Origin of the sequence: Dechloromonas sp. ARDL1, from assembly GCF_051122455.1 — a bacterium.
Lineage (GTDB): Bacteria > Pseudomonadota > Gammaproteobacteria > Burkholderiales > Rhodocyclaceae > Azonexus.
In genome coordinates, this window is sequence record NZ_CP168939.1 from 481,770 (window position 1) to 506,971 (window position 25,202).

Annotated in this window: 21 protein-coding genes; 7 read left to right on the forward strand and 14 right to left on the reverse strand. The window is 60.5% G+C overall.

Annotated features, from left to right (window positions below; all coding sequences use genetic code 11):
* Window positions 1-5 precede the first annotated feature (5 nt).
* Window positions 6-1,778 (reverse strand): bifunctional isocitrate dehydrogenase kinase/phosphatase, encoded by a 1,773-nt coding sequence (gene aceK, locus AB6Q56_RS02355; RefSeq protein WP_434515591.1) that lies wholly within the window; start codon window positions 1,776-1,778, stop codon window positions 6-8.
* A 214-nt stretch (window positions 1,779-1,992) separates the two neighbouring features.
* Between aceK and AB6Q56_RS02360 the strand changes: the two genes are divergently transcribed.
* From AB6Q56_RS02360 to AB6Q56_RS02380, 5 genes are all read left to right on the forward strand, one after another.
* Window positions 1,993-4,230 (forward strand): NADP-dependent isocitrate dehydrogenase, encoded by a 2,238-nt coding sequence (locus AB6Q56_RS02360; protein WP_434515592.1) that lies wholly within the window; start codon window positions 1,993-1,995, stop codon window positions 4,228-4,230.
* Between the two features lie 545 nt (window positions 4,231-4,775).
* Complete coding sequence (locus AB6Q56_RS02365; protein ID WP_434515593.1) at window positions 4,776-5,762, forward strand: acyltransferase family protein; 987 nt, start codon at window positions 4,776-4,778, stop codon at window positions 5,760-5,762.
* 169 nt (window positions 5,763-5,931) lie between these two features.
* Complete coding sequence (gene icd, locus AB6Q56_RS02370; RefSeq protein ID WP_434515594.1) at window positions 5,932-7,173, forward strand: NADP-dependent isocitrate dehydrogenase; 1,242 nt, start codon at window positions 5,932-5,934, stop codon at window positions 7,171-7,173.
* 64 nt (window positions 7,174-7,237) lie between these two features.
* On the forward strand, window positions 7,238-8,023 hold the full coding sequence (gene murI / locus AB6Q56_RS02375) for a glutamate racemase (RefSeq protein ID WP_434515595.1): 786 nt from the start codon (window positions 7,238-7,240) through the stop codon (window positions 8,021-8,023).
* A gap of 1 nt (window position 8,024) precedes the next feature.
* The gene (locus tag AB6Q56_RS02380) at window positions 8,025-9,224 is read left to right on the forward strand and encodes a CaiB/BaiF CoA transferase family protein (protein ID WP_434515596.1); all 1,200 of its coding nucleotides are present in this window, start codon (window positions 8,025-8,027) and stop codon (window positions 9,222-9,224) included.
* 56 nt (window positions 9,225-9,280) lie between these two features.
* On the opposite strand, the gene AB6Q56_RS02385 is transcribed toward AB6Q56_RS02380, so the two are convergent.
* A complete protein-coding gene (locus AB6Q56_RS02385; protein ID WP_434515597.1) occupies window positions 9,281-10,918 on the reverse strand; it encodes a methyl-accepting chemotaxis protein in 1,638 nt (545 codons plus the stop codon).
* A gap of 126 nt (window positions 10,919-11,044) precedes the next feature.
* A complete protein-coding gene (locus AB6Q56_RS02390) occupies window positions 11,045-11,569 on the reverse strand; it encodes an energy transducer TonB (RefSeq protein ID WP_434515598.1) in 525 nt (174 codons plus the stop codon).
* Window positions 11,570-11,636: 67 nt separating this feature from the next.
* Here AB6Q56_RS02390 and AB6Q56_RS02395 point away from each other — a divergent pair, with 67 nt between their 5' ends.
* A complete protein-coding gene (locus AB6Q56_RS02395; RefSeq protein WP_434515599.1) occupies window positions 11,637-12,635 on the forward strand; it encodes an ankyrin repeat domain-containing protein in 999 nt (332 codons plus the stop codon).
* Between the two features lie 89 nt (window positions 12,636-12,724).
* Window positions 12,725-13,057, forward strand: coding sequence for a hypothetical protein (locus AB6Q56_RS02400; protein ID WP_434515600.1), 333 nt, complete (start codon window positions 12,725-12,727; stop codon window positions 13,055-13,057).
* 52 nt (window positions 13,058-13,109) lie between these two features.
* On the opposite strand, the gene AB6Q56_RS02405 is transcribed toward AB6Q56_RS02400, so the two are convergent.
* The 11 genes from AB6Q56_RS02405 to AB6Q56_RS02455 form a co-directional block, all read right to left on the reverse strand.
* Window positions 13,110-13,718: a response regulator transcription factor gene (locus AB6Q56_RS02405; protein WP_434515601.1), complete on the reverse strand. Its 609-nt coding sequence runs from the start codon at window positions 13,716-13,718 to the stop codon at window positions 13,110-13,112.
* Window positions 13,711-16,074: a PAS domain-containing sensor histidine kinase gene (locus tag AB6Q56_RS02410; protein ID WP_434515602.1), complete on the reverse strand. Its 2,364-nt coding sequence runs from the start codon at window positions 16,072-16,074 to the stop codon at window positions 13,711-13,713. Before AB6Q56_RS02410 ends, AB6Q56_RS02405 begins: the two co-directional genes overlap by 8 nt.
* A gap of 90 nt (window positions 16,075-16,164) precedes the next feature.
* Window positions 16,165-18,462, reverse strand: a complete 2,298-nt coding sequence (locus AB6Q56_RS02415; protein WP_434515603.1) for an ATP-binding protein — start codon at window positions 18,460-18,462, stop codon at window positions 16,165-16,167.
* Window positions 18,459-19,562, reverse strand: coding sequence for an ABC transporter substrate-binding protein (locus AB6Q56_RS02420; RefSeq protein WP_434515604.1), 1,104 nt, complete (start codon window positions 19,560-19,562; stop codon window positions 18,459-18,461). Before AB6Q56_RS02420 ends, AB6Q56_RS02415 begins: the two co-directional genes overlap by 4 nt.
* The gene (locus AB6Q56_RS02425; protein WP_434515605.1) at window positions 19,559-20,320 is read right to left on the reverse strand and encodes a putative bifunctional diguanylate cyclase/phosphodiesterase; all 762 of its coding nucleotides are present in this window, start codon (window positions 20,318-20,320) and stop codon (window positions 19,559-19,561) included. The genes AB6Q56_RS02420 and AB6Q56_RS02425 overlap by 4 nt, the downstream gene beginning before the upstream one ends.
* A 48-nt stretch (window positions 20,321-20,368) precedes the next feature.
* Window positions 20,369-21,775 carry a DUF3369 domain-containing protein gene (locus tag AB6Q56_RS02430; protein WP_434515606.1) on the reverse strand — a complete coding sequence of 469 codons (1,407 nt, stop codon included), beginning with the start codon at window positions 21,773-21,775 and terminating at the stop codon, window positions 20,369-20,371.
* A gap of 115 nt (window positions 21,776-21,890) precedes the next feature.
* Entirely contained in the window at window positions 21,891-22,613 is a 723-nt protein-coding gene (locus tag AB6Q56_RS02435) for an LrgB family protein (RefSeq protein ID WP_434515607.1), read from the reverse strand.
* A complete protein-coding gene (locus AB6Q56_RS02440) occupies window positions 22,610-22,972 on the reverse strand; it encodes a CidA/LrgA family protein (RefSeq protein ID WP_434515608.1) in 363 nt (120 codons plus the stop codon). The genes AB6Q56_RS02435 and AB6Q56_RS02440 overlap by 4 nt, the downstream gene beginning before the upstream one ends.
* A 99-nt stretch (window positions 22,973-23,071) precedes the next feature.
* Window positions 23,072-24,010, reverse strand: a complete 939-nt coding sequence (locus AB6Q56_RS02445) for a nucleoside recognition domain-containing protein (RefSeq protein WP_434515609.1) — start codon at window positions 24,008-24,010, stop codon at window positions 23,072-23,074.
* Between the two features lie 158 nt (window positions 24,011-24,168).
* The gene (locus AB6Q56_RS02450; RefSeq protein ID WP_434515610.1) at window positions 24,169-24,612 is read right to left on the reverse strand and encodes a hypothetical protein; all 444 of its coding nucleotides are present in this window, start codon (window positions 24,610-24,612) and stop codon (window positions 24,169-24,171) included.
* Between the two features lie 75 nt (window positions 24,613-24,687).
* Window positions 24,688-25,095, reverse strand: coding sequence for a hypothetical protein (locus AB6Q56_RS02455; RefSeq protein ID WP_434515611.1), 408 nt, complete (start codon window positions 25,093-25,095; stop codon window positions 24,688-24,690).
* Window positions 25,096-25,202: the final 107 nt, after the last annotated feature.

Here is a 25,202-nt window from a genome sequence, read left to right on the forward strand (position 1 = left end):
ATGCGTCAGTCTGCTTGGGTCGGATTGTTACAGAAACGCAGCGCTTGTGGATAGGGGAAAAAGTCCTCCACGTGCCCTTCGCGAATTTTTTGCTGCGATTCCTGCCAGAATTTAGGCGAGAGCAGATCCTTATGGTGTTTGACGAAGAGCTTACGAACTTGCGGTGAGGCGAGGAGGAAGGTGGCGAATTCCTCAGGAAATACGTCGTTCTTGGCAACGCCATACCAGACCTCGCCGGACATCTCCGTTTCGAAGTCGGGAGCCGGGGGAATCTTGCGGAAGTTGATGTCGGTCATGTATTCGATCTCGTCGTAGTCGTAGAACACGACGCGGCCGAAACGGGTGATGCCGAAGTTCTTCCACAGCATGTCCCCCGGGAAAATGTTGGCCATGGCCAACTCTCGGATGGCGCTGCCGTATTCCCTGATGGCGTGTTCCATGCCTTCGATGTTGTTGGTTTTCTCCATGCGGTCGAGGTGGATGTTCAGCGGCTCCATGCGCCGTTCGATATAGAGGTGCTTGATGATCAGTTGTTCGCCATCGACTTCGAACTTCGACGGAGCAAGCTTTTGTAGTTCGCCCAGCACTTCGTCGTCGAAACGCTTGAGTGGGAACATCACGTTGGAAAACTCCAGCGTATCGGCCATGCGCCCGACGCGGTCGACCTGCTTGACCATCATGAACTTGCGCTTGACCGTCGCTTGATCCATGTCTTTCGAGCTGCCGAAGACGTCCTTGATGATCTTGAAGACGTAGGGGTATGAAGGCAGTGTGAAGACGAGCATGACCAGGCCGCGGATGCCCGGGGCCATGATGAATTTGTCCTCCGAGTGGTGCAGGTGATAGATGAAGTCGCGGAAGAACATGGTCTTCCCCTGTTTGCCGAGGCCGAGCATGATGTAAATCTCGGAGCGCGGCTTGTTGGGCATGATTGAGCGCAAAAACTGCACATAGCCCGAGGGGACTTCCATGTCGACCATGAAATAGGCCCGGGATAGCGAGAAGAGCAGGCCGATCCGCCAGGCGTCGAGCAGGATGGTGTCGAGGTAGAGCCGGTCGTTGTCGTCGTGGAGGACGGGAATGGCGAACGGATACTCGTTCGCGCCGTTGATGGCCTTGCCCAGAATGTAGGCTGCCTTGTTGCGATAAAACGCCGATGCCAGCACCTGTATCTGGAAATTGACTTCGCGTCGTGGCATGCCGTTGAGGTAGCCGAGCACGGCCTGATAGACGCAGTCGACATCGCGATCCAGGTCGGCAAACGGGCGATGCCAGTCGAAGTCCGCCACGATGTCGTGGATGGCGCCACGAAGCCCCTCTTCTTTGGCGTAATAGCTGCGGTAAGTCGCGCTGTCTTCACCTTCGATGTTTTCCGTCGAGATGGTGGGACGAACGAAGATAAAGTCGTTGTGGAAGTAGTTGCGGTGCAGGATCTTGGTGGTGACTGAGTTGAAGAAGGTCTCGGCTAGTTCGGGCTGCTTGTGGTTGAGCAGCAGCCCGATATAAAGCAACTTGACCTGCTGCCAGGTAGTGTCGTCGATGCTCCCCGCATCGAATTCGTTGCGCAGGCGCTCCACGCATTCGTCGACGCGGTCGTCGTAGAAGCGGATCCGCTCCTTGACCGCCTTATGCACGCCCAGCCAGTCGCTTTGCTCGAAGCGCGTCTTGGCCTCGCGGCTGGTTTGCCGGAACAAGGTGTAGTGCTTGTTGAAGCCCTGGATCATGGCCAGGGCGATCTGGTGCGCATTGGTGCCGTACAGTCCGACGGAAATCTTCATGGTGCCCGATCCAATAGACAGCCTGAAATATAGCATCGGCCAAGCACGGAAAAAAACGCCATTTTTCAAGGACATCGCAATGTGAAAACGCGTTTCGTTGACTGAGATTCGATGGCGGTCGATACTCTCAATGTTTTGCTTCTGCAAACCGGTTTACAAAGGGTCGAGTGTCACCCTCGGCCTAAAAAACTCAATCCAACGCAAGGGGATATACATGGCTGGTGGAAAGTCAAAAATCATTTACACGCTGACCGACGAAGCGCCGCTGCTGGCGACGTGCGCGTTCCTGCCGATCATCCGCACCTTCACCGGTCCGGCTGGTATCGAAGTCGAAAAGGCCGACATTTCCGTGTCCGCCCGCCTCATCGCCGAATTCCCGGAATTCCTGACCGAAGCGCAGCGCCTGCCGAATACCCTCGGCGAACTGGGTAAGAAGTGCCTGCTGCCGGAAACCAACATCATCAAGCTGCCGAACATTTCAGCTTCCGTCGCTCAGCTCAAGGCCTGTATCAAGGAATTGCAGGAAAAGGGCTATGCCATCCCCGATTACCCGGAAACGGCCGATACTGATGAGGCCAAGGCGCTCAAGGCTCGCTTCGGCAAGTGCCTCGGTTCCGCCGTCAACCCGGTGCTGCGCGAAGGCAACTCCGACCGCCGCGCGCCGGGTGCCGTCAAGAACTACGCTAAAAAACACCCGCACTCCATGGGCGAGTGGAAGCAATGGTCGCAAACCCACGTTTCGCACATGCACCACGGCGACTTCTATCATGGCGAAAAATCGATGACCCTCGACAAGCCGCGCGAAGTGCGCATGGAATTGATCGCCAAGGGCGGCAAGACCACCGTGCTGAAGCCGAAGCTCGCACTGCAGGAAGGCGAGATCATCGACTCCATGTTCATGAGCAAGAAGGCGCTGTGCGACTTCTACGAAGCGCAACTGGAAGACTGCCGTAAGTCCGGCATACTGTTCTCACTGCACGTCAAGGCAACGATGATGAAGGTCTCGCACCCTATCGTCTTCGGCCACTGCGTCAAGATCTACTACAAGGAAGCATTCGAGAAGCACGGCAAGACCTTCGCCGAACTAGGCATCAACGTCAATAACGGCATGGTCGATCTGTACGAGAAGATCAAGGCGCTGCCTGAGTCCAAGCGCGACGAGATCATTCGCGACCTGCACGCCTGCCAGGAGCACCGCCCGCGCCTGGCCATGGTCGATTCTGCCAAGGGCATCACCAACTTCCATTCACCCAACGACATCATCGTCGACGCCTCCATGCCGGCCATGATCCGTCAGGGCGGCAAAATGTGGGGCGCCGACGGCAAGCAGTACGACTCCAAGTGCGTCATGCCGGAATCGACCTTCGCTCGTATCTATCAGGAGATGATCAACTTCTGTAAGTGGCACGGCAACTTCGATCCGAAAACCATGGGCACCGTGCCCAACGTAGGTTTGATGGCCCAGCAGGCCGAGGAATACGGCTCGCACGACAAGACCTTCGAAATTGCCGAAGACGGTATCGCCAACGTGGTCGATATCAACACCGGCGAAGTGCTGCTGACGCAGAACGTCGAGCAGGGCGACATCTGGCGCATGTGCCAGGTCAAGGACGCACCGATCCGCGACTGGGTCAAGCTGGCCGTCACCCGCGCCCGCAACTCCAATACGCCGGCCGTCTTCTGGCTTGACCCGTACCGTCCGCACGAAGCAGAACTGATCAAGAAGGTCGAAAAGTACCTCAAGGATCACGACACCAGCGGTCTGGAAATTCGCATCATGTCGCAGGTCCGCGCCATGCGCTTCACGCTGGAGCGCGTCGCTCGCGGTCTGGATACCATCTCGGTGACCGGCAACATCCTGCGCGACTACCTGACCGACCTGTTCCCGATTATGGAACTGGGCACCTCGGCCAAGATGCTGTCCATTGTTCCGCTGATGAACGGCGGCGGCATGTACGAAACCGGTGCTGGCGGTTCGGCACCGAAGCACGTCCAGCAGCTGACGCAGGAAAACCACCTGCGCTGGGATTCGCTGGGTGAGTTCCTGGCCCTGGCCGTGTCGCTGGAAGAGCTGGGCATCAAGGAAAACAACGCCCGCGCCAAGCTGCTGGCCAAGACCCTGGATGCTGCCACCGGCAAGCTGCTCGACAACAACAAGTCGCCGTCGCCGAAGACCGGTGAGCTGGACAACCGTGGTTCGCAGTTCTACCTCGCCATGTACTGGGCGCAAGAACTGGCGGCTCAGAAGGACGATGCCGAACTGGCGGCTCAATTCGCCAATCTGGCCAAGACCCTGACTGACAATGAAGCACAGATCGTGGCCGAATTGAAGTCGGTGCAAGGCAAGCCGGTCGATATCGGCGGCTACTACAAGGCTGACGCCGAGAAGTGCAAGGCCGTGATGCGTCCGAGCCCGACGCTGAACGCTGCCCTCAAGGCGGCTCGCGCCTGAAGCCAAGGCCGGTGGAAGCCGGCCGGCAAGATAAATCCCCGTCCGGCGCTTGCCGGGCGGGGATTTTTTTTGCAGCCCTTTTCCTGTACGCCATCGGCATTTCGATTGTTTTGCTATGGCATTGTCCGGGCCTCTGAGATGGAGTCGGCCGGGCAGGTCCGGTATCGATCATGCGATTCGCCAGGAGGTCACTGCAGGTCCAAGGGCGGCGCCAGGAGCGGGGGGGCAGCACCTGGGCATTTTCTCAACTACCCTCGAATACCTGGTTCAGGGGAATTTTTTGTAATGTTCCGGGTGACTTCACACGCCGTTGGCCCGCCTCGAGATGGTGCGGTGGAGGTCTACTTCATACTTGTTGGTGTTTGACTATTATTTCTTTGTAACTAACTGTGATCGGGGTGTGGTAAACGACCCTAATTGTGTGACGATTGGCTCGTTTGCAGTACGTCGGATGCAACAATGCGCCGCTTGTGTTTCTTTGTGTCGGCGCTGTGATTCAACCATCATTTCTTTTGGCGCTGCGTGCATTCGCGGCGCTGTCCATCGTGTTTCACCATTTCGCCCTGTATGTGCCGTCGAGTGATTGGGCGGCGCCGCTGCGGGGCGGAGTGCTGGACTGGCTGGCGGAGTATGCGCGCACGACGCAAGTGTTCTTTGTCGTCGGGGGCTACGTCGCAGCTCGCACGCTGGGCAGTCGCGACTGGACGCTCAGCCATCTCGGTCGCTTTGCCCTGCAGCGCTACTGCCGGCTGGGCCTGCCCTGCCTGGCCATCGTGTTCGTCATGCCGGCGATCATTGGTTTCGCGCGCGGATGGGTTGACGACGAATTGCTCGGGCAGCCAGCCACGCTGGAGCAACTGGTGGCCCACGCTTTCCTTCTGCAGGACATCCTGGGGTACGAGGCCCTGTCGGCAGGCTTGTGGTTCGTCGGCATCAGCTTCCAACTCGGCATCGCCTATGCGCTCGGGCTGGCCCTGCAGCAAGGCTGTGGGCGGTTCGGGCAGGCGGTGTTTGCCCTACTGGCCTGGGGCGCCGCCGCCTATGCCCTGTTTCATTTCAATCTCGATGCGGCCGGCGACGCCTGGGCTCTGTATTTCTGGCCTTATTTCTACTTGGGGGTGCTGGTGCAGAAAGCCTCTCGCCTCGATGGCAAAGCCGAATTCTGGGTGTTTCAGGGCTTGCTGCTGTGCGCGGCACTGTTCGCCTGGCGGTGGCGGCTGCTCATGGCGATGGCCGTCGGGTTGTTGCTCTACGTTGCACAGCGTGCCGGCTGGGGGCGCGTTTGGCCGAATGGCGGTGTGTTGACCGGGATAGGGCGCATCTCCTACAGCCTTTTCCTCGTTCATTTTCCCGTTCTGGTGCTGGTCAGCGCCGTCTGGGCACGCTTCTCGCCGGATTGGCCGGCCGCCGCTGCCGTAACCGGGCTGGCGGTCGCTTTCACCGGCAGCCTGGCCGTCGCCTGGGGCTTTCATCGCTGGGTAGAGTCACCGGCCGCGCGGCTGTCACGGCGCTTTGGCGCGGTCGGAACCTGAATCGTCTCCCGGCCCCGCGATGCGGCCAGCGAGGGAAGGGCGAGGGGGCAAGACGCGTGAGGCGATTGAACGATTCAACTGCTTTTGCCCCATAATGTGCCGCTCTGGCGGTGCGTCGGCAAGGCCACGCGGGCCGTCGGGCAATACCGAAATCACGCATGGAGTGACTATGACTTCTCACATCAAGGTTCCGCAAGGTGGTTCGAAAATCGTTCCGGGTCAGCCGATTCCTGACAATCCGATCATTCCGTTCATTGAAGGAGACGGCATCGGCATTGACATCACCCCGGTGATGATCAAGGTTATCGATGCCGCGGTAGACAAGGCGTACCGCGGGGAAAAGAAGATTCACTGGATGGAAGTGTACGCCGGCGAAAAATCGACCCGCCTGTACGGTTCGGACGAGTGGCTGCCCAAGGAAACCTTCGATGCGCTGAAGGAATATTCGGTTTCGATCAAGGGTCCGATGACGACGCCGGTCGGCGGCGGCATCCGCTCGCTGAACGTCGCCTTGCGCCAGGAGCTGGATCTCTACCAGTGCGTTCGTCCGGTTCAGTATTTCAAGGGCGTGCCGTCGCCGCTCAAGCATCCGGAACTGACCAATATGGTCATCTTCCGCGAGAACACCGAGGACATCTACGCCGGTATCGAGTGGGCCGTCGGTTCGGAGGGCATGAAGAAGGTCGTCAAGTTCCTGCAGGAGGAAATGGGCGTCAAGAAGATCCGCTTCCCGGAAAGCTCGGGCATCGGCATCAAGCCGGTTTCGGTCGAGGGCACCTCGCGTCTGGTTCGCGCCGCCATCCGGTACGCCATCGACAACGATCGCAAGTCGGTGACCATCGTGCACAAGGGCAACATCATGAAGTTCACGGAAGGCCTGTTCCGCGACACGGCCTACAAGCTGGCGCAGGAAGAGTTCGGTGCCGAACTGATCGATGGCGGCCCGTGGTGCAAGATCAAGAACCCGAAGAGCGGCCGCGAAATCATCGTCAAGGATTCCATCGCCGACGCCTTCCTGCAGCAGATTCTGCTCCGTCCCGCCGAATACGACGTGATCGCCACCACCAACCTCAACGGCGACTATATCTCCGACGCCTTGGCCGCACAGGTTGGCGGCATCGGCATCGCGCCGGGCGCCAACATTTCCGACAAGTATGCCTGCTTCGAGGCCACTCATGGCACGGCGCCGAAATATGCCGGGCTGGACAAGGTGAACCCGGGTTCGCTGATCCTCTCGGCTGAAATGATGCTGCGCCATCTGGGTTGGGTCGAGGCCGCCAACTTGGTCATCAAGTCCATGGAGGCGGCTATCGGCGACAAGCAGGTGACCTACGACTTCGCACGCCTGATGGACGGCGCCAACGAGCTTTCCTGCTCGGAATTCGGCGACGCGATGATCGCCAGGATGTAATTCGTCGCCGATTGTGATTGAATGAGGCCCCCGCCAAGGGGGCTTCTTTTTTGTCAGGCCAATCTTGAGTAACCAGCACATTGCCGTCTTCGATTCAGGCCTGGGAGGCCTGACCGTGCTGCACGCCCTGCGCGAGCGCTTGCCGCATGAAGATTATTTCTACTTTGCCGACACGCGGTTTTTACCCTATGGCGACCGTTCGGAGCACTTTCTCCGCGAGCGTGGAGTCGTCATTGCCGAGGCGCTGGCACGTCGCGGCGCCAAGGCGTTGGTCGTCGCCTGCAATACGGCCACGGCGGCAGCCGCCGAAGCCATTCGCGCCGCCATCGATTTGCCCATCGTCGCCCTTGAGCCGGGGGTCAAGCCGGCCGCCTTGCTGAGTCGGAGCGGGGTGATCGGCGTTTTGGCAACGACCCGGACATTGAATAGCGAACGCTTCCAGCGCTTGGTCGGCAATCACGCGAACCAGCTTCGCGTCGTGACGCAGGCCTGTCCCGGTTTGGCCGAGGCAATTGAGGGCGAGGGACCGGGCAGTCCGCTGGTCGAGCGCCTGCTTGATGAGTACGTAGCGCCGCTGGCCAATGCTGCAGCGGATGTCGTCGTACTGGGCTGTACGCACTATCCCTGGGTCGCCGCTGCCATTGCGCGGCGCTTGCCGGAGGGTGCGACGCTGCTCGACACCGGGGAAGCGGTGGCGCGACAACTCGAACGCCTGCTCGCGGCCGGCGGCCTGCTCAGCGGCGGCAGCGGCCACTTGCGTCTGGCGACCAGCGGCGCGCCGCAATCGGTCGGGGCGACGATAGACCGCCTGCTCGGCAGGAAAATGCATGTCGATCACTGGGAGCCCTGATATGAAGGATGCCGTAAAGCCGCTCGCCGGACTGCGTGTCGTCGAACTCGGTACGCTGATCGCCGGACCATTCTGTACCCGCATCATGGCCGAATTCGGCGCCGAGGTGATCAAGGTCGAAGCGCCGGATGGCGGTGACCCGCTGCGCAAGTGGCGCAAGCTGTACGAAGGGACATCGTTGTGGTGGTATGTCCAGGCGCGCAACAAGAAATCGGTGACGGCCAACCTGAAGCATCCGGAAGGGCGCGAGTTCGTGCGTCGGCTGATCGCCGGGGCCGATATCCTGGTCGAGAATTTCCGGCCCGGCGTGCTGGAAAAGCTCGGCCTGGGGTGGGAGCAACTCAAGGCGGATAATCCGGGTCTGGTCATGGTGCGCCTTTCCGGCTTCGGCCAGACCGGGCCGTACAAGGATCAGCCGGGCTTCGGCGCGGTCGGCGAGTCGATGGGCGGGCTGCGTTACATCACCGGCTTTCCTGATCGGCCGCCGGTGCGTACCGGCATCTCGATCGGCGATTCCATTGCCGCGCTATGGGGCGCCATTGGCGCCCTGATGGCCCTGCGCCACAAGGAGGTCAATGGCGGGGCAGGACAGATCGTCGATGTAGCGCTCTACGAGGCGGTTTTCGCCATGATGGAGTCGCTGGTACCCGAGTGCGATGTGTTCGGCTTCGTGCGCGAACGGACCGGCAACATCATGCCCGGCATCACGCCATCGAACACGCACACCACGCGCGATGGCAAGCATGTCACCATCGGGGCCAACGGCGACGCCATCTTCAAGCGTTTCATGACGGCCATCGGGCGCCAGGATCTGGCCGACGATCCTACGCTTGCCGATAACGCCGGGCGGGATGCGCGCCGTGACGAAGTCTACGCCCTGATCGATGCTTGGTGCGCTTCACACGACGAAAGCGAGGTATTGGCGATTCTGGCGGAGGCGGAGGTGCCGTCGTCGCGCGTCTATTCGGCGCTCGACATGTTTGCCGATCCACAGTTCATCGCACGTCAGATGTTCCAGACGGCTACCCTGCCCGATGGCCGGGCCTTCCGGATGCCGGGTATCGTTCCGCGCTTGTCTGGAACGCCAGGCGGTACGACTTGGATCGGCCCGGCTCTGGGGGCGCATACCGACGAGGTCTTGCGGGAACTCGGCTATACGCCTGAGCGGATAGCGGCCCTCAGGGCAGATGGCGCGCTGTAGGCCAGGCCCCGAGGAGAGGCGCAGGCCGAGCGCGGCATCGGGTTTTGCCGGTGTATTCAGGTTCTGAATCGGCTGATCAATTGTTTGAGATTGCCGGCAATCTTTTCCAGTTCGTGGGCCGAATGCGCGGTCCCCCGAATGGTGTCCGTGGTTTCTTCAACCATGTTGGCGATCTGCTCGACACGCTGGGCAATCGAGGTGCTGGCGGCGCTTTGTTCCCGGGTGGCGTCGGCAACTTCATCAACACGTTCGAGGGTGCGTCGTGCCCCGTTTTCGATGGCCTGCAGCGATTCCGATGCGGAGATTGCCAGCTCCACGCCTTCCTGAACTTCGGGCAGTGCCGAGGTCATGGCTTCGACCGCGCCCACCGTGTCTTGCTGGATGCCGCTGATCATCTGCTCGATTTCCAGCGTGGCGCTTGATGTCCGCTCCGCCAGCTTGCGGACTTCGTCGGCGACGACTGCAAATCCGCGTCCCTGCTCGCCGGCGCGGGCAGCTTCGATGGCGGCATTGAGTGCCAGAAGATTGGTCTGGCCGGCAATGTCCTTGATGACGCTGGCAATCGAGGATACCTGGTTGGCTCGTTCTTCCAGAGCGTGAATGCGTGTCGACGCGTCGGATACCGTGCCGGATATTTTTTCGATCGCCTGTGCAGCCTGGTTGACCCTTTCGCTTCCCTTGCCGGCCAGAGTGGCGGCTTCGGAGGTTTCTCGCGCGGTTTCGCGAGCGCTGTCCGAAATATGATTGGAGCTCACCGTGAGCTCCTCGATGGCGGCCGCCATGGCCGAAGTCGAATCGGTCTGATGCTCGGCTGCCCGGGCAACTTCGTCGGAAGCGCGCGCGATTTTTTCGGCATTGGCGACCAGATTGTTGGCGTCGTTATTGATCGCACCGACCATTTGGCGCAGCGCGTCGACCATGTGATCCAGAGAGGCCAGCAGGCTTCCTGCCGGGGCTTTTTTGCGTTGTGGCGTCAGGTCGCCGCTGGAAACCCGTTCCATGATTTCGTTTGCCATCGCCGGCTCGCCACCGATCTGCCGGAGAATGCTGCGGGCGATCACGAAGCCAAGAAGGCCAATCAACAAGGCCAGCCCAAGCGCTTCCAGGCCTGACTGGAGAAGGTTTTTGCGGAAATCGGCGTCGACATCGTCGGTGTAGATTCCGGTTCCCAGCATCCAGTTCCAGTTCGGCACCAGCATGACAAACAGCAGCTTGGGGACGGCTTCCGTGCTGCCGGGGCGCGGGAACTCGGCATCCAGAAAACCTTCCGGACTGCCGGTCAGTGCCGCCTTCATATCCTTGAGGGTATAGCGGCCCTTGCTATCCTTCAGATTCTCGATCATCAAGCGCCCTTCCAACTCGCGCTTGACGTGGACGACACCGACTCCGTCTGTTGTCCAGGCATAGTAGTACTCTGTCTTGCCATCCGCGCCACCGTAGCGGGCATTGAGGATGATTTCCTTGGCCAGACGCTGAGCTTCGTCACGCGTCAACTTGCCGTCGATTTCCTGCTTCTGTAAATGCATTACGGCGTTGAAGACGCCTTGCGTGCCGTAACGGATCAGTGTTTTTTTCTCTGCCATCAGGCTGGCGCGAGCCTGTAGGGCGCTGATGGAGGCCAGCAGGAGCATCCCCAGCAATGCCGCCAGAACGATTAACGCGAGGCGTGTGCGTAGTGTGAGACGTGCAAACATGAATTCCCCTTTTTGTATTATTTTTTACAAATTATGAACTTGGTAGATTGCTCCTAAAGTACCCAATGTGCAAGAAAATGTTCGATTGCTGCCGCATGGCCGCTGCACGGTGCGCCGTTTCGATGGTCAGCGCAGGCGGAAACGGACCGGCAGCACCGTTTGGCGCGGTGCATCGGCGGGCAGGGATTTCAAAGAGCGGGCGGCGCGTAGCGCGGCTTCGTCGAGAATCGGGTGGCCGCTGCTTTGTTCGACGCGCGCGGCAGCGACCTGGCCACCTTCATCGATGATCAGCAAGATGGCAACCTCGCCTTCCAGTCCACGCGCAATGGCTTCGGCTGGATAAAACTGGCCTGCTGCATCGAGTTTTTTCAATTGTTCGCGAACGGCCTGGGTCCAGGTTTTGGGTGCAGCGGCCTGGCTTTTTGCAGGCACCGGTTTGGTTGCCACTGCTGGCTGCGGAGGTGGATCGGGCAGGTGTAGTGGCGGGCTGGAGGGGCTCTCGACGCTGGGGGGCGGGCGCAATTCGGCTTGCAGCGCGGGGGCGCTCGGAGGCGGGGACGGACGGGGAAGCGTATCCGGCAGGAAGGGCAGCAGATGCAGGGAGAGCGACAGCGCCAGCGCCGCAAATAACCGGTAATCGGTTCGGGTCATGAGAAAATGGAAGCTGGCCTGTGGAAATGGAAATGCAATGAGACGGACTGCAAAAAGACTGGTCGTCATGATAATCGGGATGGGTGGCTTGCTGTTGGCGGCAGGCCCGGTTTTTTCCGCGACTGCGACGCCCGATCCGGTCGCTTTTACCCACAGCATGGAACTGGGCGATGTTCGCCAGGCCGAGCAATGGCTCGATGCCGGCATGTCGCCGGATTACATGGGCAGCCGGATAGGCAGCGGCTTGATGATCGGGGCCTGGGAAGGCAAGATCGAATTGATGCGGCTGTTCATTTCGCGCGGTGCGGATATCGATCTGCTCAACAGCAACGGCGAATCGGCGCTGGCCATGGCTGCCTGGCGGGGGCAAATGGCAGCCGTCAAGTGGTTGCTGGAACGCGGTGCGCGTATCAATGCGCCAAGCCGGAAATGGTCTGCGCTGCACTACGCCGTGTTCAGCGGGCACGCCGAGGTGGCCGATTACCTGATCGAGCAGGGTGCGGATATCAATGCCCAAAGCACCAATGGCTCCAGCGTATTGATGATGGCGGTTTACGAAGGGAATCAGGATCTGGCGCGTAAACTGATCGAAAAGGGGGCCGATCGGACCCCGAAGAACGACTGGGGCGATGGTGCCCTGGAGTGGGCGATGCGCCAGAACCGCCTTGAAATCGCCCGCATGGTCAGCAACCCGGAGGAATTCAACATTGCCGTCGCCAAGCCCAAGGAAAGTTGGGGGGAACCGGTGCGTTCATTGCGCACTTCCAAGGAACTCGAGAATCTCCTCAATATTCGCGAAACCCTGATCAAGCGGGGATACTCGACCGAGGCGGTGGATAAGCGCATTGCCGTCGAGCGGATGCGTATCGTGCGCTCCGAAATGGACAAGACTGTACCGGGGCGGGCCGCTACCATGGAGATCACGGCGAGCCGCGCCAAGCCGCAGGAACAGTCCACCCAGATCATTTACGACGACAAGGGCAAGGCCATGGGCTACAAGGCACCGCCGGCGACTTACTTCGGAACGCCGAAAATGCCGCCCAAGGCACCGGTCCGGAATTACTGATGCGCCATGTGATGGACTGGACGGAGGTCCAATTGCAATGGTTGCCGGGCTGATGCAGACTTCCCCGAATGACAGATGAAGGAGCCGGCATGCTTTACGTGAGCAGGGACGATCAAGGGCAGATCAGCGAATTGCATTCGACGCCGGTCAGTGATGCGCAGGAGTCGCTGCCTAGCGACCATCCCGATGTTCTCCAGTATCTCCATGACCGTTGGCGCCAGAGCGAGCTGGATCAGCTGGACCGGGGCTTTGTCCGGGCGGTCGAGGACTTGATCGAGTTGCTGATCGCCAAGGAGGTGATCATGTTTACCGATCTGCCGGCCAAAGTTCAGGAAAAGCTGCTGCGGCGCAAGGAAGTGCGTCAGCAGACCCACTACCTTGGGGGCATGGGAATTGGCGGCGACGACATCATTCCCCTGTGAGGCTTTACGGTCGCCGCCCTGGCATTGACCGTGACCGGGAAGTGCGGCCGGCTCAGTTGACCGACATCACCGCCTTGACCAGTTCGGCCAGGGTGCGCACGCCCATCTTTTCCATGACCCGCGCCCGATGGGCCTCTACGGTCTTCATGCTGATGTTGAGATCGTCGGCAATCTGCTTGTTCAGCTTGCCGGCGACAACGAGATCCATCACTTCGCGCTCGCGCTGGGTGAGTTGATCGAGGCGCGACGCAATTGCGCCGTCGCGCTGGCGACGTTCGGCTTGTTCCCGGTCGAGCGCCAATGCGCGGACGATACGCGATAGCAAGTCTTCGTTGTGGAACGGTTTTTCAATGAAATCGCAGGCGCCGCGCTGCAAGGCTCCGACTGCCATCGGCACGTCGCCGTGGCCGGTGACGAAGATGACTGGCAACTGCGAACCCAGACTATCGAGCTTTTCCTGCAATTCGAGACCGCTCATTTCCGGCATGCGGACGTCGAGCACCAGGCAGCCGCGCATATCACCGTGATACGCCTTGAGGAAGGCCTCTGCCGAGTCGAAGCAGGCCACCTGATAGCCTTCTCCCTCCAGGAGCCAGGTCATCGAGTCGCGCATGGCCTCGTCGTCGTCGACGACATGAATGGTCTGAATCTGCTCACTCATTGTTATTCCCGTTGTTTTCCTCGGTCGGTACGGTGAAGTGGAAATCGGTGCCGCCATCCCGGCGTGGGCTGACCCACAGGCGCCCCTGGTGGAACTCGATGATGGAGCGGCAAATGGCAAGCCCGATACCCATGCCTTCCGGTTTGGTCGTATAGAAGGGGGCAAAAATCTTCTCCACGTCCTCCGCGGCAAGCCCGTGACCGTGATCCGAGACGGTGACCTCCATCATCCGCTCGTCGGCCAGGCGGGCCTGCAGATGCAGTTGGCGCCGCTCGACCGGGACATCGTTCATCGCTTCGATGCCGTTCTTGACCAGGTTGAGCAGAACCTGTTCGATCATGATGCGGTCAACAACGATGCGTGGCAAGTCTTCCGGTATGTCCACGATGATTTGCGTTCCGGTGCGCTGTGCCTCGATGTCGGCGAAGGCGCGCGCTTCGTCGATCAGCTCCGGCAAGGCAATGGGCTGCCGGTTGGGCTCGCCCTTCTTGACCATGTCGCGCATGCGGCGAATGATCTTGCCGGCCCGCTCGGCCTGGCTGGAGGCCTTCTGCATGGCGGTGAGCAAGTCGTCCAGCTTGTAGTTGCCGGCCTGCATGCGCTTGACGCAGCCGGCGCAGTAGTTGGCGATGGCCGACAGCGGCTGGTTCAGCTCATGGGCCAGCGACGATGCCATTTCGCCCATGGTGATCAGGCGCGAGGTTTGTTCTAGGCGCTTTTGCTGCTGCAGGTTGACCTCGTCGATATGCTTGCGGTCGGTGATGTCGGCGGCTACCTGAACGCGCACGGTACGACCATCAACCCAGCGGATGGCGCGCTCGTGCAGGTGATACCAGTGACCCGACAGGGCGTGCTGGATTTCACCGTCGTAAATTTCGCAGGGCAGTTCCTCACTGCCGATCTGTGCCGGATCGTGCAGGTAGGCGTCTGGCGGGGGGCGGCAGGGGGCTGTGACCAATGCCGTGTCGCGGCCGACGGCATCGAATCCATAGATGTTCTGGAAGGCACGGTTGGCGAACAGAATCTCGCCGCTCTGCGCATCCGCGACGTGCACAGCCGAATCAAGGCCGTCAATGACCGTGACGAAGCGTTCATGGGCGCGTTCCAGTTCGACGCGGACCCGCTTGGGTTCGGTGATGTCGTTCAGCGACGCCATCCAGCCGATCTGCTGGCCATTGGTATCGATCAGCGGCGAGAAGTAGAGGCGCACGTCGAAGCGCTCCCCGTTCTTGCGCATGATCCGCATTTCGAAACCGCTGGCTGGCGCCTTGCCCGCCAAAGCCGTATCGATATTGTTCTGCAGCTTGTCGAATTCCTCGGGGGGCCAGTAGGGGTAGGGGGGCTTGATGCCGACCAGCTCGTTTTCGTTGAACCCGGTCATCCGGCAGAAGGATGCGTTGACGAAGGTGATCCGCCCATCGAGGTCGATGGCGCGCAGGCCGGTGATCAGCGAGTTCGACATGGCCTGGCGGAAGGCGTAGGCGGCGCGCAGTTCCTCTTCGGTGGCGGCGCGATGCCTGGCATGGCGGCGCAGCAGAATCAGGGTGACCGATGCGATCAAGGTCAGAACGATGATCAGCGCCGCGGGCAGGAAGGGAAGCCAGGCGCCGCCGCCGCGATAGGCGACGATGTTCAGCCCGAGCCGGTTGTTCGGCAGTTCCAGGTTGATCAGGCCCGAGAGTTGGCGATCCGTCGGCTTGACCGATGAATTGCTGTATACCTCGCGGTCGTCGGCGTTGACGACGGTAAGGCTGTAGCGGGTCGTGAAGACGGCTGGGAGCGTGGAACGCAGCAGGCCCTCCAGCGATTGCAGGGCGATAAAGGCGCCCAGATCGGCGCTGCCTCGCTGGACAGGCAGGATGATGTCGTGCACCGCGCGCTGGGCGACATCCCGATAATCCGGTGAAACCAGTTCCCGGCGTGTGCGCAGCGCTTCCTGCAGGGCGTTCAGCCGCATGCCCTCCATTTGCTCGCCGACAAAGGTTACCGTTGCCTCGTTCGGTGCCACCCATTCGACCTTGCCATCGGTGTTGACCCAGATGATGGCTTGAATTTCGCTGTTTTCCCGCACATAGCGGGAGGCGCGAACCTGGAAGGTCTCGTAGGTCAGTTGCTTGAATTCCTGTTCGCGCCCCAGTTCTGCCAGAAAGTCCTGATGCGCGTGAAGACGGGACTCGATGGTCCGTTCCGCCCAGTGCATGTCGCCTTCCAGCGCCGAGCGAGCCGTATCCAGCTCGCGCCACTGGAGCAGGGCGGTGACGATGAGCATGGCCACGGCAAATATGCCGATCGCGAGATAGGGCGCCAGCCAGAGCCAGGTTTGTTTCGGGGACTTGGACGGGATGCGTGGCAACATGGCCGAATTCTTCGCCCGCCGAGGCATTCCGGCCATTGGTAGTTACCCTAAGCCGAATGATCGGCGGATATCGGCTGCAGGGAGCGGCTGTCAGGCGGGAGGGCTATCCGGGGTGGGGGCGGTCAGCGGAATGTTCAACTCGAATGTCGTGCCTTTGCCGGCGGTGCTGGCTACCGATATGGTGCCGCCCAGAACGTTGGCGGCGATGTTGTGGGCAATGTGCAGTCCGAGGCCCGTACCGCCGCGCCCCATCCGGCTGGTGACGAAGGGGTCGAAGATGCGCGGCAGCAACTCGGGCGCGATGCCGATGCCGTCGTCGCTGATGCGCAGCTTCAGGTGATCTGCATCCGTCCCGGCGCGAACCTCGATTGTGCCTTGATCCCTGTCCGCGAAGGCGTGTACGGTGGCATTGGTGATCAGGTTGGTGAGGATCTGGCCCAGGGGGCCGGGGTAGCTGTCCAGCGTGATGCTGGATGGAATATCCACACTGAGCCGGGCGACGCTGTGCCTGAGCGTCGGACCCAGTGTCAGGGCGATTTCCCGAACCACTTCGTCGAGTTTGAAGCTCCTGCGCTGGGAGCTGGTCTGGTCCGCCGCTACCTGCTTGAAGCTGGCCACCAGTTCGGCCGCGCGTTCCAGATTGCGCTCGGCGATCGTCGATCCGGTGTCGACCGCCTCGACGAAACTGTCGAGTACGGAGCGTTTCAGACCGTTTGAACTTTCCGCACGGAAGCGTTTCAGTGAGTCGCGCATGGTGCTCACCGCCATCACGCCATTGCCGATGGGCGTGTTCAATTCGTGCGCCACACCGGCAACCAGAGAGCCCAGGGAGGCCAGCTTTTCCGAGCGAACCAATTCGTTCTGGGCAAGTTTGAGATACTCGATGGTGGTCGATAGCTCGTTGTTGGCCTTACGCAGTTGTTCGGTGCGTTTCTGGACGCGGGCTTCAAGCTCGGCATTCAGTTCCCGTACCTCGCTTTCGATACGGCGAAATTCGGTGATGTCTTCCACGACCCATATCGTTCGCTTGGCGCCGCCGATATCGACCGTACGCGCCTGAACGAAGGCGAGAAACTCGCTGCCGTCCTTGCGGCACATCCAGGTCTCGATCTGGCCGATATCCTTCTTGTTCAACTGGCGCAGTATCGCCTCGCGATCGGCCTGATGCTTCCAGAGTCCCAACTCCAGCCCGCTTTTGCCAAGCACCTGGTCGCGTTGATAACCCAGCAGTTTCAGGATGGCTTCGTTGGCCCGGGCGAAGGCAAAACTGGGGCTAGGCTCGGTCAGCAGCATGCCGACAGGAGACGATTCGACGATGGTTTCCAGCTCACGCTCGCGCTCGCGGATGACGTTCGACATGTGCTCGATGTCGGCGGATAGTTGGTTCAGCTCGATGACCGAACTGCGCGGCCATTCAGCGCCGGTTTCTCCTTTGGTCTGCTGCCGGGCGCGCTCGGCGATGGCGTTGATCGGGCGAGCGGTGTGCGCCGCCCAAATGGGGGCGAACACCAGGCTGAGCAGCATCAGCGAGATCATTGCGGTGATGCCCAGGTTCAGGGTCGTGCGCAACTGGGGCGAAGCGAGGCCGGCCGGACTGCGCACGACGAAATACCAGTGCATGCGCACCGACCGGGATACCGCCATGTCATAGGTCCGGCCTTCAAAGACAGCCTGATCGATCACCTGGGACTGGGCATCTGCCTTGGCGATGATCGGCAGGTTGGCGATATTGACGACGCCAATACGCTCGCTGCGTTCGGAGTCCGCGAGGATGTCCCCGTAGGCATCGGCAACCCATATCGACCAACCCGCCGGGTCGCTCGAATCGGCCAGCATCTCGAGAATGTAGGAAAGCGGTATTTCGCCGATGATGACGTCGTTGCCGGTCCATACGCCAATGGCGACCGCCAGGCGTCGGGAGGAAGGCGAAAGATACTTGTCGCTCCACGTTGTTTGCAGGCGCTGCATGACGCGCAGGCGAAGACGGTCGTTGCTCAGGTCTGAATCAAGCAGCTCGGCAGCCTGTTTCTGGCTGTCCCGGCTCACGGCGGCATGGGTGATGCGTCCATTGCTGCCGATGTGATACAGGGCCGAAAAAGTACCCTGGCCAATCACCAGATCCATTTGTTCCTGTGCGCTGCGGTTATTCCCGTTCTTGACGCTTTCCGCGACCAGTTCGAGCTGGCTCTGCAGGATGGAGAGAACGCGTTCCGAACGGCCGGCCAGATCGTTGCTCAGCTTGCCCAGTTCGCTGCGGGTCTGCACGGCAAGGTGTGGCTGGAAATAGGCGAGCAGTAACGAAAAGGCAATCAGCAGGGCAACCGTCGATGACCCGACCAGCAGCAGGGTCAGCGAACTGCGGAGGTGCCAGCGGGGTTGCAGGGTCATGGTTTGTTAATCAGGCGACCATTCCGAATCACGGTCATGCTGGGATTGCGTCGGGTGTCCCCGTAGCGGTCGAACTGGACGGCGCCCTGCAGGCCTTCGAACGGTCCTAGCTCAATCAGCGCCGTTTTCAGCGATGCGCCACCCTGGCGTCGTGAAAGGGTTTCGAAAAGGACTGTGCCGGCATCGTGGGCGAGAATGCTGGGCGCTCCCGGGAGACGGCCGAATCGTTTCATGTAGCGCTGCTGGAAGTCGGTATAACGCGGGGAGCGATCCTCGACATCGAACTGCATCAGGATGGCCATGCCCTCGACGGTAGCGCCGCCCAGTTCGATCAGCTGTTGGGTGCCCGCCCATTCGGTGGCGAGCAGCGGGATGCTCGTATTCAGTTTTCGGGTCTGCTGTGCCAGTCGCGCCGAGTCACCGGCGTTGGCGACAAAAACAAGCCCGTCGGGGCGGGGGGCCAGAAGTTGCTGCACAACTTGCAGCAAGCTCTCGTCCGCCGAATGAAAGGTCTGGACGCCGAGAATTTGACCACCGCCGTTCTCGAACGCGTGCCTGAACTCTCCCATCCAGCTTTCCGTGAAGGTATGGTTATCTGTGTTGATCGCTGCGGCCAGGCGCTTGAGGCCGTGCTTGAGACAATAGGATGCCGCAATTGCGGCATCCTCGCGGGTAGTCCAGTTGAGGCGAAAGAAATAGTCGTCGATGCCGGCGAACTTGCTTGCCGTGACGGTGGGTGACAGCAGAACGAGTTGGGCTGCATTGTGAAACGGCACCAGAATGTCGGCGGCCGTGCTGGTCATGGGGCCGATGACGGCAAGCACTTTGGCATCGCGCAACTCGCTTGCAGCCTTGATTGCTTTTTCAGGCGTATTTCCCGTGTCGCGAGCAAGCAATTCGATCTGGTGTCCATTTACACCGCCGCTGCGGTTGTATTGATCAACCGCCAGCATGACGCCGTTGCGCCCGGCTTCACCGAGGTCGGCTGAAGGGCCGGTCAAGTCGCCGATGAATCCGATGCGGATCGGTTCCTTCTCCATGCACCCCGCCATCAGGGCGCAAGCGGCCAGAAGAGTGGCGAGCCGGCGCCGGAGGGTCATGCGTGTTCCTTCATCCAGCTCAGGAAGGCAGCTTCGTCCATCGGGTGTGCGTAGTAATAGCCCTGCGCCGCATGGCAGCCGAATTCGCGCAGACGATCACCCGTGCCTTGATTCTCGACCCCTTCGGCAATGGTCCTGACATCGAGCTCATTGCCAAGCAAGGCGATGGTGCGGACGATGCGACTGCCCCGTTCGCTCGAGGCGAGTGCGGTGACGAAGGAGCGGTCGATTTTCAAATGGTCGATGGGGAGTTGTTCCAGATAGTTGAGTGACGAATAGCCGGTTCCGAAATCGTCGATAGCGATGGTGATACCACGACTACGAAGTTGATTGAGCAGCGTAATCATCGCCTCCAAGCTTTCCAGCGCGATTGACTCGGTGATTTCCAGTTCGAGGTGGTGGGGGGAAACGCCTGTTTCGGCGAGGCTGGCATTGATGAAATCGAGGAATCCCGGCTGTCGTAGTTGAATGCTGGAAACATTGACCGCCATGTGCAGGTTGTCGAGACCGGCCTGATGGAAACGCTTCAGTGCGCGCAGGGCTTCGGGTAGCATCCAGCGGCCCAGGCTCACGATTAGGCCGGATTGCTCGGCGATGGGAATGAACTGCTCCGGCAGTACGAATTGGCCGTTACGACGCTGCCAACGCATCAACGCCTCGGCGCCGACAATGCGACCGGACTGCAGGTCGATCTGGGGCTGATAGACGATGGATAGCTCACGCTGCTCGAAAGCCTCGCGTAAATCCTTGAGTAGCAAGGTGCGTTGGCGGGCGGCTTCCCCGATTTCGGGCGTATAACTGATCGACTACCCGATTCCGAGCGCCTTGGCCCGGCGCAGCGCGATATAGGCTTTATTCAGGGCATCCAGACCGTCGTGGCACCCCGCGCAAGGAGCGATGCCGAGGCAGACGGAGACCGAATGGTCGATATCGTCGATCAGGAAGGGATGGGCAAACAGGCGTTGGATACTGCCAGCTTCCAGCAGGTGAGCCGGGCCGGTCAGGGCAAAGGCGTCGCCGGCAAGGCGCGCCACGAATACGCTACTGTCGAAGAGGGCGCGCAGGCGCTGCGCGATTGCCAGGAGCAGGGCGTCGCCGTAAGTATGGCCGAGTATGTCGTTGGTGGCCGCGAACTGGTCAACATCGACCAGGGCAATCACTTCGGATGTCGCGCCGCGCTTTGCCCGACGCTCGAGCTCGGCAATCAGTGCATTGCGATTCGGAAGGCTGACCTGACGGTCGACCAATGCGTCCAGACGCAATTCGGTGACCAGATCAATGTTTTTGGCGCAAAGGGCGATATTGGTGCAGAAAATTTCGAGCAGGTGCTGGTCTACATCCCGGATCGGTGCTGTCGATTCGATGTATGCGGCAAAGCCCTCTTCATTGTTCTTGCGGAAGAAAAGGGTGATGTCCCGGCTGCCGACGACGCTGTAGTGGTTGCGCAGAACCTGGTTCAGCGAACGGGCGATATGCACATTGTCGATTTCTTCCAGGCGGTGCTGAATGAGATGCCGATAGCGGCCGGCCGCCGCGATGACGCGGTATTGCTCGGGGTTGTCGGCACCATCGGACGAACTTGCGCAGACCAGGCCTTCGGGGGCGATGCCGATCAGGCTGGCCAGTTGCGTGATCACGCCATCGGCAAATGCGTTCAAGCCCTTTTCGGCGATGAACTGGTTGCTTGCCGACACGATCTTCTCCAGGCCCTGGCGGCTGGCATCAAGGCACTTCAGCTGGCTGTAGGAGCGAATTGCCAAAGTGAGCGTGGTGAACAGCCGGGCGTGGGTGAGTTCGCTCTTGGTCTTGTAGTCGTTGATGTCGTAGCGGGCGATGGTGTCCGCTTCCGGGGCCTGGCCCGGCTGGCCGGTACGCAGGATGATGCGGATGTTGAGCAACATCAGCTCCTGGCGTATCGCCTCGACGGTCTTCAAGCCCGCATCGTCGCTTTCCATCACCACGTCGAGCAGGATCACGGCGACATCCTGCTCGCGCTCCAGCAGCGCAATCGCTTCCTTACCGGAAAATGCGTGAATCAGCTCAAGTTTCCGGCCGAGAATCTCGATGCCGGACAGGGCGAATTCCGTCGCTTCGTGCACATCGTGATCGTCATCGGCAATCAGGATGCGCCAACGCGGGTCTTCGATCGAAAGATCCTGCGGATGTCGCTCTTCCTCGATAAAGACCAGATCGTCGTCCGAACCTTCATCCATATGCGCCCCCTGTTGCCATAATTTGTTGCTTTTGTCAGTTTCTCCCAATTGTCTGCGAATGGCAAGCGATCTGGCAAGCGAAGTCGTATTGCATGGCAATTCCGCCTTTTCCGCCTCAGCGCTGCATCCAGCCCGCCAGCGCGGGAACGAGCAAGGCGGTAAACACGCCGTTCAAGCCCATGGCCAAGGCGGCAAAAGCCCCGCTTTGCTCGTTGACCTGAAACGCCCGTGCGGTACCGATGCCGTGCGACGCAACACCGATGGCAAAACCGCGAATGGCCGGGTCGCGACAATTCAGGATGTCGAAAATCCAACGCGCACCCAGCGCGCCAAGAATGCCGGTGACGATGACCAGAACGGCGGTCAGCGAGGGGATTCCACCGATTCTTTCGGCAATGCCCATGGCGATGGGCGTCGTCACCGATTTCGGGGCCAGCGACAACTGGGTAGCCGTGCTGGCGCCAAATAGCTGGCCGACCCCCACGGCCGAAACGATTGCTGTCAGGCTCCCCGCGACCAGGCCGGCCAGCAGGGGCAACCCCATGGCGCGGACGCGCTTGAATTGGGTGTAGAGCGGAACAGCCAGCGCAACGGTTGCCGGTCCCAGGAGAAAATGAACGAATTGCGCTCCGGCAAAGTAGGTTTCATAGCGGGTCTCGGTGGCCAGCAGGAATAAGACCAGGGCCACCACTGCGATCAGCACGGGGTTGGCCAGCGGATTGCAGCCGGTGCGCTGATAGACCCAGCAGGCACCCTGGTAGGCGAGCAGGGTGATGGTCAGGCCCAGCAGCGGGGAGGCGGACAGATAGACCCAGATCTGGCCAATATCCTGCGTCATTGCTGTTCTCCCTTCACGGCTGCGGTGCCGGGCAGGCAGCACTTCATCGCCACTGCAGTCACCACCAGCGTCGCTGCGGTGCTGATGATCAGGGAGAGTAGCAGGGGCAGCCACTCGCTGCCGACCCGGTGGAAATGAACCATGATGCCGGTACCGGCCGGAACGAAGAGCAGCGAGAGGTGCTGGAGCAGATTCTGGCTGCCCGTTTGCAGAGCGTGCCCGGGGCCACCTTTCAACAGCAGGGCAACGAACAGAAACAGCATGCCGAGTACCGGGCCGGGAACGGGCAGGGCCAGGGCGCGGGCGATGACCTCGCCCGATAGCTGAAAAAGGAGCAATTGCGACAGTGCGGAAAGCATCGAATATCTCTCATATAAGCGATGCCCTGAGTTTATTGCGTATTATGTGTAATCAATAGACGCGATATTGTCTGATTATTTTTTACAAAAAGTATCGTATCAGGCGACGATGGCGTGCCCAATGGTTCGTACGGCAATACCCAGGCAGGCGCCCACGGCGGCCGGCTTCCAGACCGAGGCCACGCGCCGCCCGGCCGAAATGAGTACCGCCACGCCGGGCAGGTCGAATGGTGAAATCAGGAAACCGGCACTGGCGTTAAGCAACTCGATGCTGACTTGCCCGGCACGCCGCATGTCGTCCATCACGCCCATCATTGCCGTCCCCCCAGCGAGGTATTTGGTCAAGGAAGGCAAGATCAGAATGGGGTCGATACCCGCCAGTCGCAAGGCCGGCGCGATTAGCGCAGTCAAAGCGTCGATGGCGCCGAAGTGCTTCAAGGCGGTGACGGCGACCAGCGACAGGACAAGCATGGGAATCGCGCCGACGGCGATCTTGAAGGCCTCCGCGCCGGCTCGGTTGATGACATCGAGAACCCCCTTCGCCGTTTCGGCAACGGGATGATGCAGGGTTTCGTCGACCACGGCCTCCGCCGTCGATAGATGCCGCCCGAACACGTAGTAGGTAGCCGCCGCCGCGCACAGGCCGCCGAGCAGCGAAAACGCAAGCAAGGGGCCGAAGCGCAGGCCCATGGTCAACATCGGAAAGGCGGCGTTGGCCTGGGCCATGGCGAAGACCATGGCCAGGGTTGCCGCCAGATGGCGATCCGACGTGCCGCGCTGCTCCATCATGGTCAGCGTCGCCATCGGCGCCGCGAAACTGACGAAATTGATCTGCAGGGCCGCGAAGACGCCCAGCCCGGTCAGACCGAACGGCCGCAGCAGCGGGCCAAGCCGGGCGACTGCCCAATCCAGCGCGCCGCGGGCTTCGAGCAGGCGCATCAGCGACAGCATGACGACCATCACCGGCAGCAGGATGAACAGCGAGAGTTCGACCGCCGAGCGGCCGGCCTTGAGGATGATGTCGATCAGGATGTCCATGGGGCGAGGCGTTGAAACGTGAAGAATCGTGGAAAAACGGTGGAATCCGGCTGGCGGCTACGGAAGGGGGATAAAGCCTGCTCTCCTTCGCCACGTTGCAGCGTTGTGGACTTTCGGCAGGCCGTTCATCCAGTACTGTTGCAGGCTCACGCGGCCGGCTACCCGGCGGGAATGTCCCAATCGCCGACCAAGGCGTTGTCGGTCTGGTGGAACTGGCGTACCCAGCTGACTACGTTCTGGAAGTCGCTATTCTCTTGCGCCAGGCGGTTGCAGGCATCCCAATCGATGTCGCCTCGTTCGCGCGCCGGGATCAGCACTTCGCTTTCGTTCGGGTCGTTGATGTCCAGGCGGATCAGGCCGATGCCGTAGGAAGCGGCGAGTAGGCGCAATTCCCTCATGGCCGATTCCTGAATATCGGCCGCGACCAGATAGCCCAGGTTAGCCCAGCTGGAGTTCGACACTGCCTGGAACCAGGCCTCGCGCACGTTGGCCCGGTTGATCAACAACTTGACCTCGAATGACCACAGACGTGCCCGTTGTGCACCTACCTGCTGCACACAGGCGCGAATCTCGCGGTCCCATTCGCGGCCCAAGTCTTCCAAGGCAACCAAATCTGGGAACAGCCATTTGTTGCCGTTCGGCCCGTTACGATTGGACGAGCGTTTCTCGTCGATACGCTACGGGTAAAGCTGCCATTCGCCGTGCAGATAGCGGCAGAGCAGGGGGTAGAGATCGTGTTCGCTGACCTTGCCCGACTCGGCGGCTTTGAATTTTTCAGCCTCCGCTACCTCGGCCGCCTCGCTCGCTGCCGTCCAGTAATACTGCCGTGGCCGGCCTTCGGTGGTGCGTACTTGCGGCCAGCGCTTCTGAATCTCCGGCCGGTTGGCGCTAATTTCTGCCACCAGTTGCCACATGAAGGCCGCATCCTCGCGTAAATCCTGCTGCGAATTGCGCCGCTTCTCCTCGCACGCCTCACGCAGATTGGCAAAAATCCAGTCGGCAATCTGCCGTGCCGTAAAACGCTCCTCCGGCCGGGTCTTGAGGAAATCGACGAGGGTTTGGCGGAGGTTGAGTTTAGTGGTCATTTGGGGTTGCAGCTTGAGTATGCAAATGGCTTTAGATAATACACATCATCACAGCAAGACGCAGACTTGATGCTGGCAAGTTAGGAGTCAGTGTTTATTGATCAGAC

Coding starts and splice junctions, on each gene's coding strand:
- aceK (WP_434515591.1), bottom strand. CDS start 1,778: ATGAAGATTTCCGTCGGACTGTACGGCACCAATGCGCACCAGATCGCC.
- AB6Q56_RS02360 (WP_434515592.1), top strand. CDS start 1,993: ATGGCTGGTGGAAAGTCAAAAATCATTTACACGCTGACCGACGAAGCG.
- icd (WP_434515594.1), top strand. CDS start 5,932: ATGACTTCTCACATCAAGGTTCCGCAAGGTGGTTCGAAAATCGTTCCG.
- AB6Q56_RS02380 (WP_434515596.1), top strand. CDS start 8,025: ATGAAGGATGCCGTAAAGCCGCTCGCCGGACTGCGTGTCGTCGAACTC.
- AB6Q56_RS02385 (WP_434515597.1), bottom strand. CDS start 10,918: ATGTTTGCACGTCTCACACTACGCACACGCCTCGCGTTAATCGTTCTG.
- AB6Q56_RS02390 (WP_434515598.1), bottom strand. CDS start 11,569: ATGACCCGAACCGATTACCGGTTATTTGCGGCGCTGGCGCTGTCGCTC.
- AB6Q56_RS02395 (WP_434515599.1), top strand. CDS start 11,637: ATGATAATCGGGATGGGTGGCTTGCTGTTGGCGGCAGGCCCGGTTTTT.
- AB6Q56_RS02400 (WP_434515600.1), top strand. CDS start 12,725: ATGCTTTACGTGAGCAGGGACGATCAAGGGCAGATCAGCGAATTGCAT.
- AB6Q56_RS02405 (WP_434515601.1), bottom strand. CDS start 13,718: ATGAGTGAGCAGATTCAGACCATTCATGTCGTCGACGACGACGAGGCC.
- AB6Q56_RS02410 (WP_434515602.1), bottom strand. CDS start 16,074: ATGTTGCCACGCATCCCGTCCAAGTCCCCGAAACAAACCTGGCTCTGG.
- AB6Q56_RS02415 (WP_434515603.1), bottom strand. CDS start 18,462: ATGACCCTGCAACCCCGCTGGCACCTCCGCAGTTCGCTGACCCTGCTG.
- AB6Q56_RS02420 (WP_434515604.1), bottom strand. CDS start 19,562: ATGACCCTCCGGCGCCGGCTCGCCACTCTTCTGGCCGCTTGCGCCCTG.
- AB6Q56_RS02430 (WP_434515606.1), bottom strand. CDS start 21,775: ATGGATGAAGGTTCGGACGACGATCTGGTCTTTATCGAGGAAGAGCGA.
- AB6Q56_RS02435 (WP_434515607.1), bottom strand. CDS start 22,613: ATGACGCAGGATATTGGCCAGATCTGGGTCTATCTGTCCGCCTCCCCG.
- AB6Q56_RS02440 (WP_434515608.1), bottom strand. CDS start 22,972: ATGCTTTCCGCACTGTCGCAATTGCTCCTTTTTCAGCTATCGGGCGAG.
- AB6Q56_RS02445 (WP_434515609.1), bottom strand. CDS start 24,010: ATGGACATCCTGATCGACATCATCCTCAAGGCCGGCCGCTCGGCGGTC.
- AB6Q56_RS02455 (WP_434515611.1), bottom strand. CDS start 25,095: ATGACCACTAAACTCAACCTCCGCCAAACCCTCGTCGATTTCCTCAAG.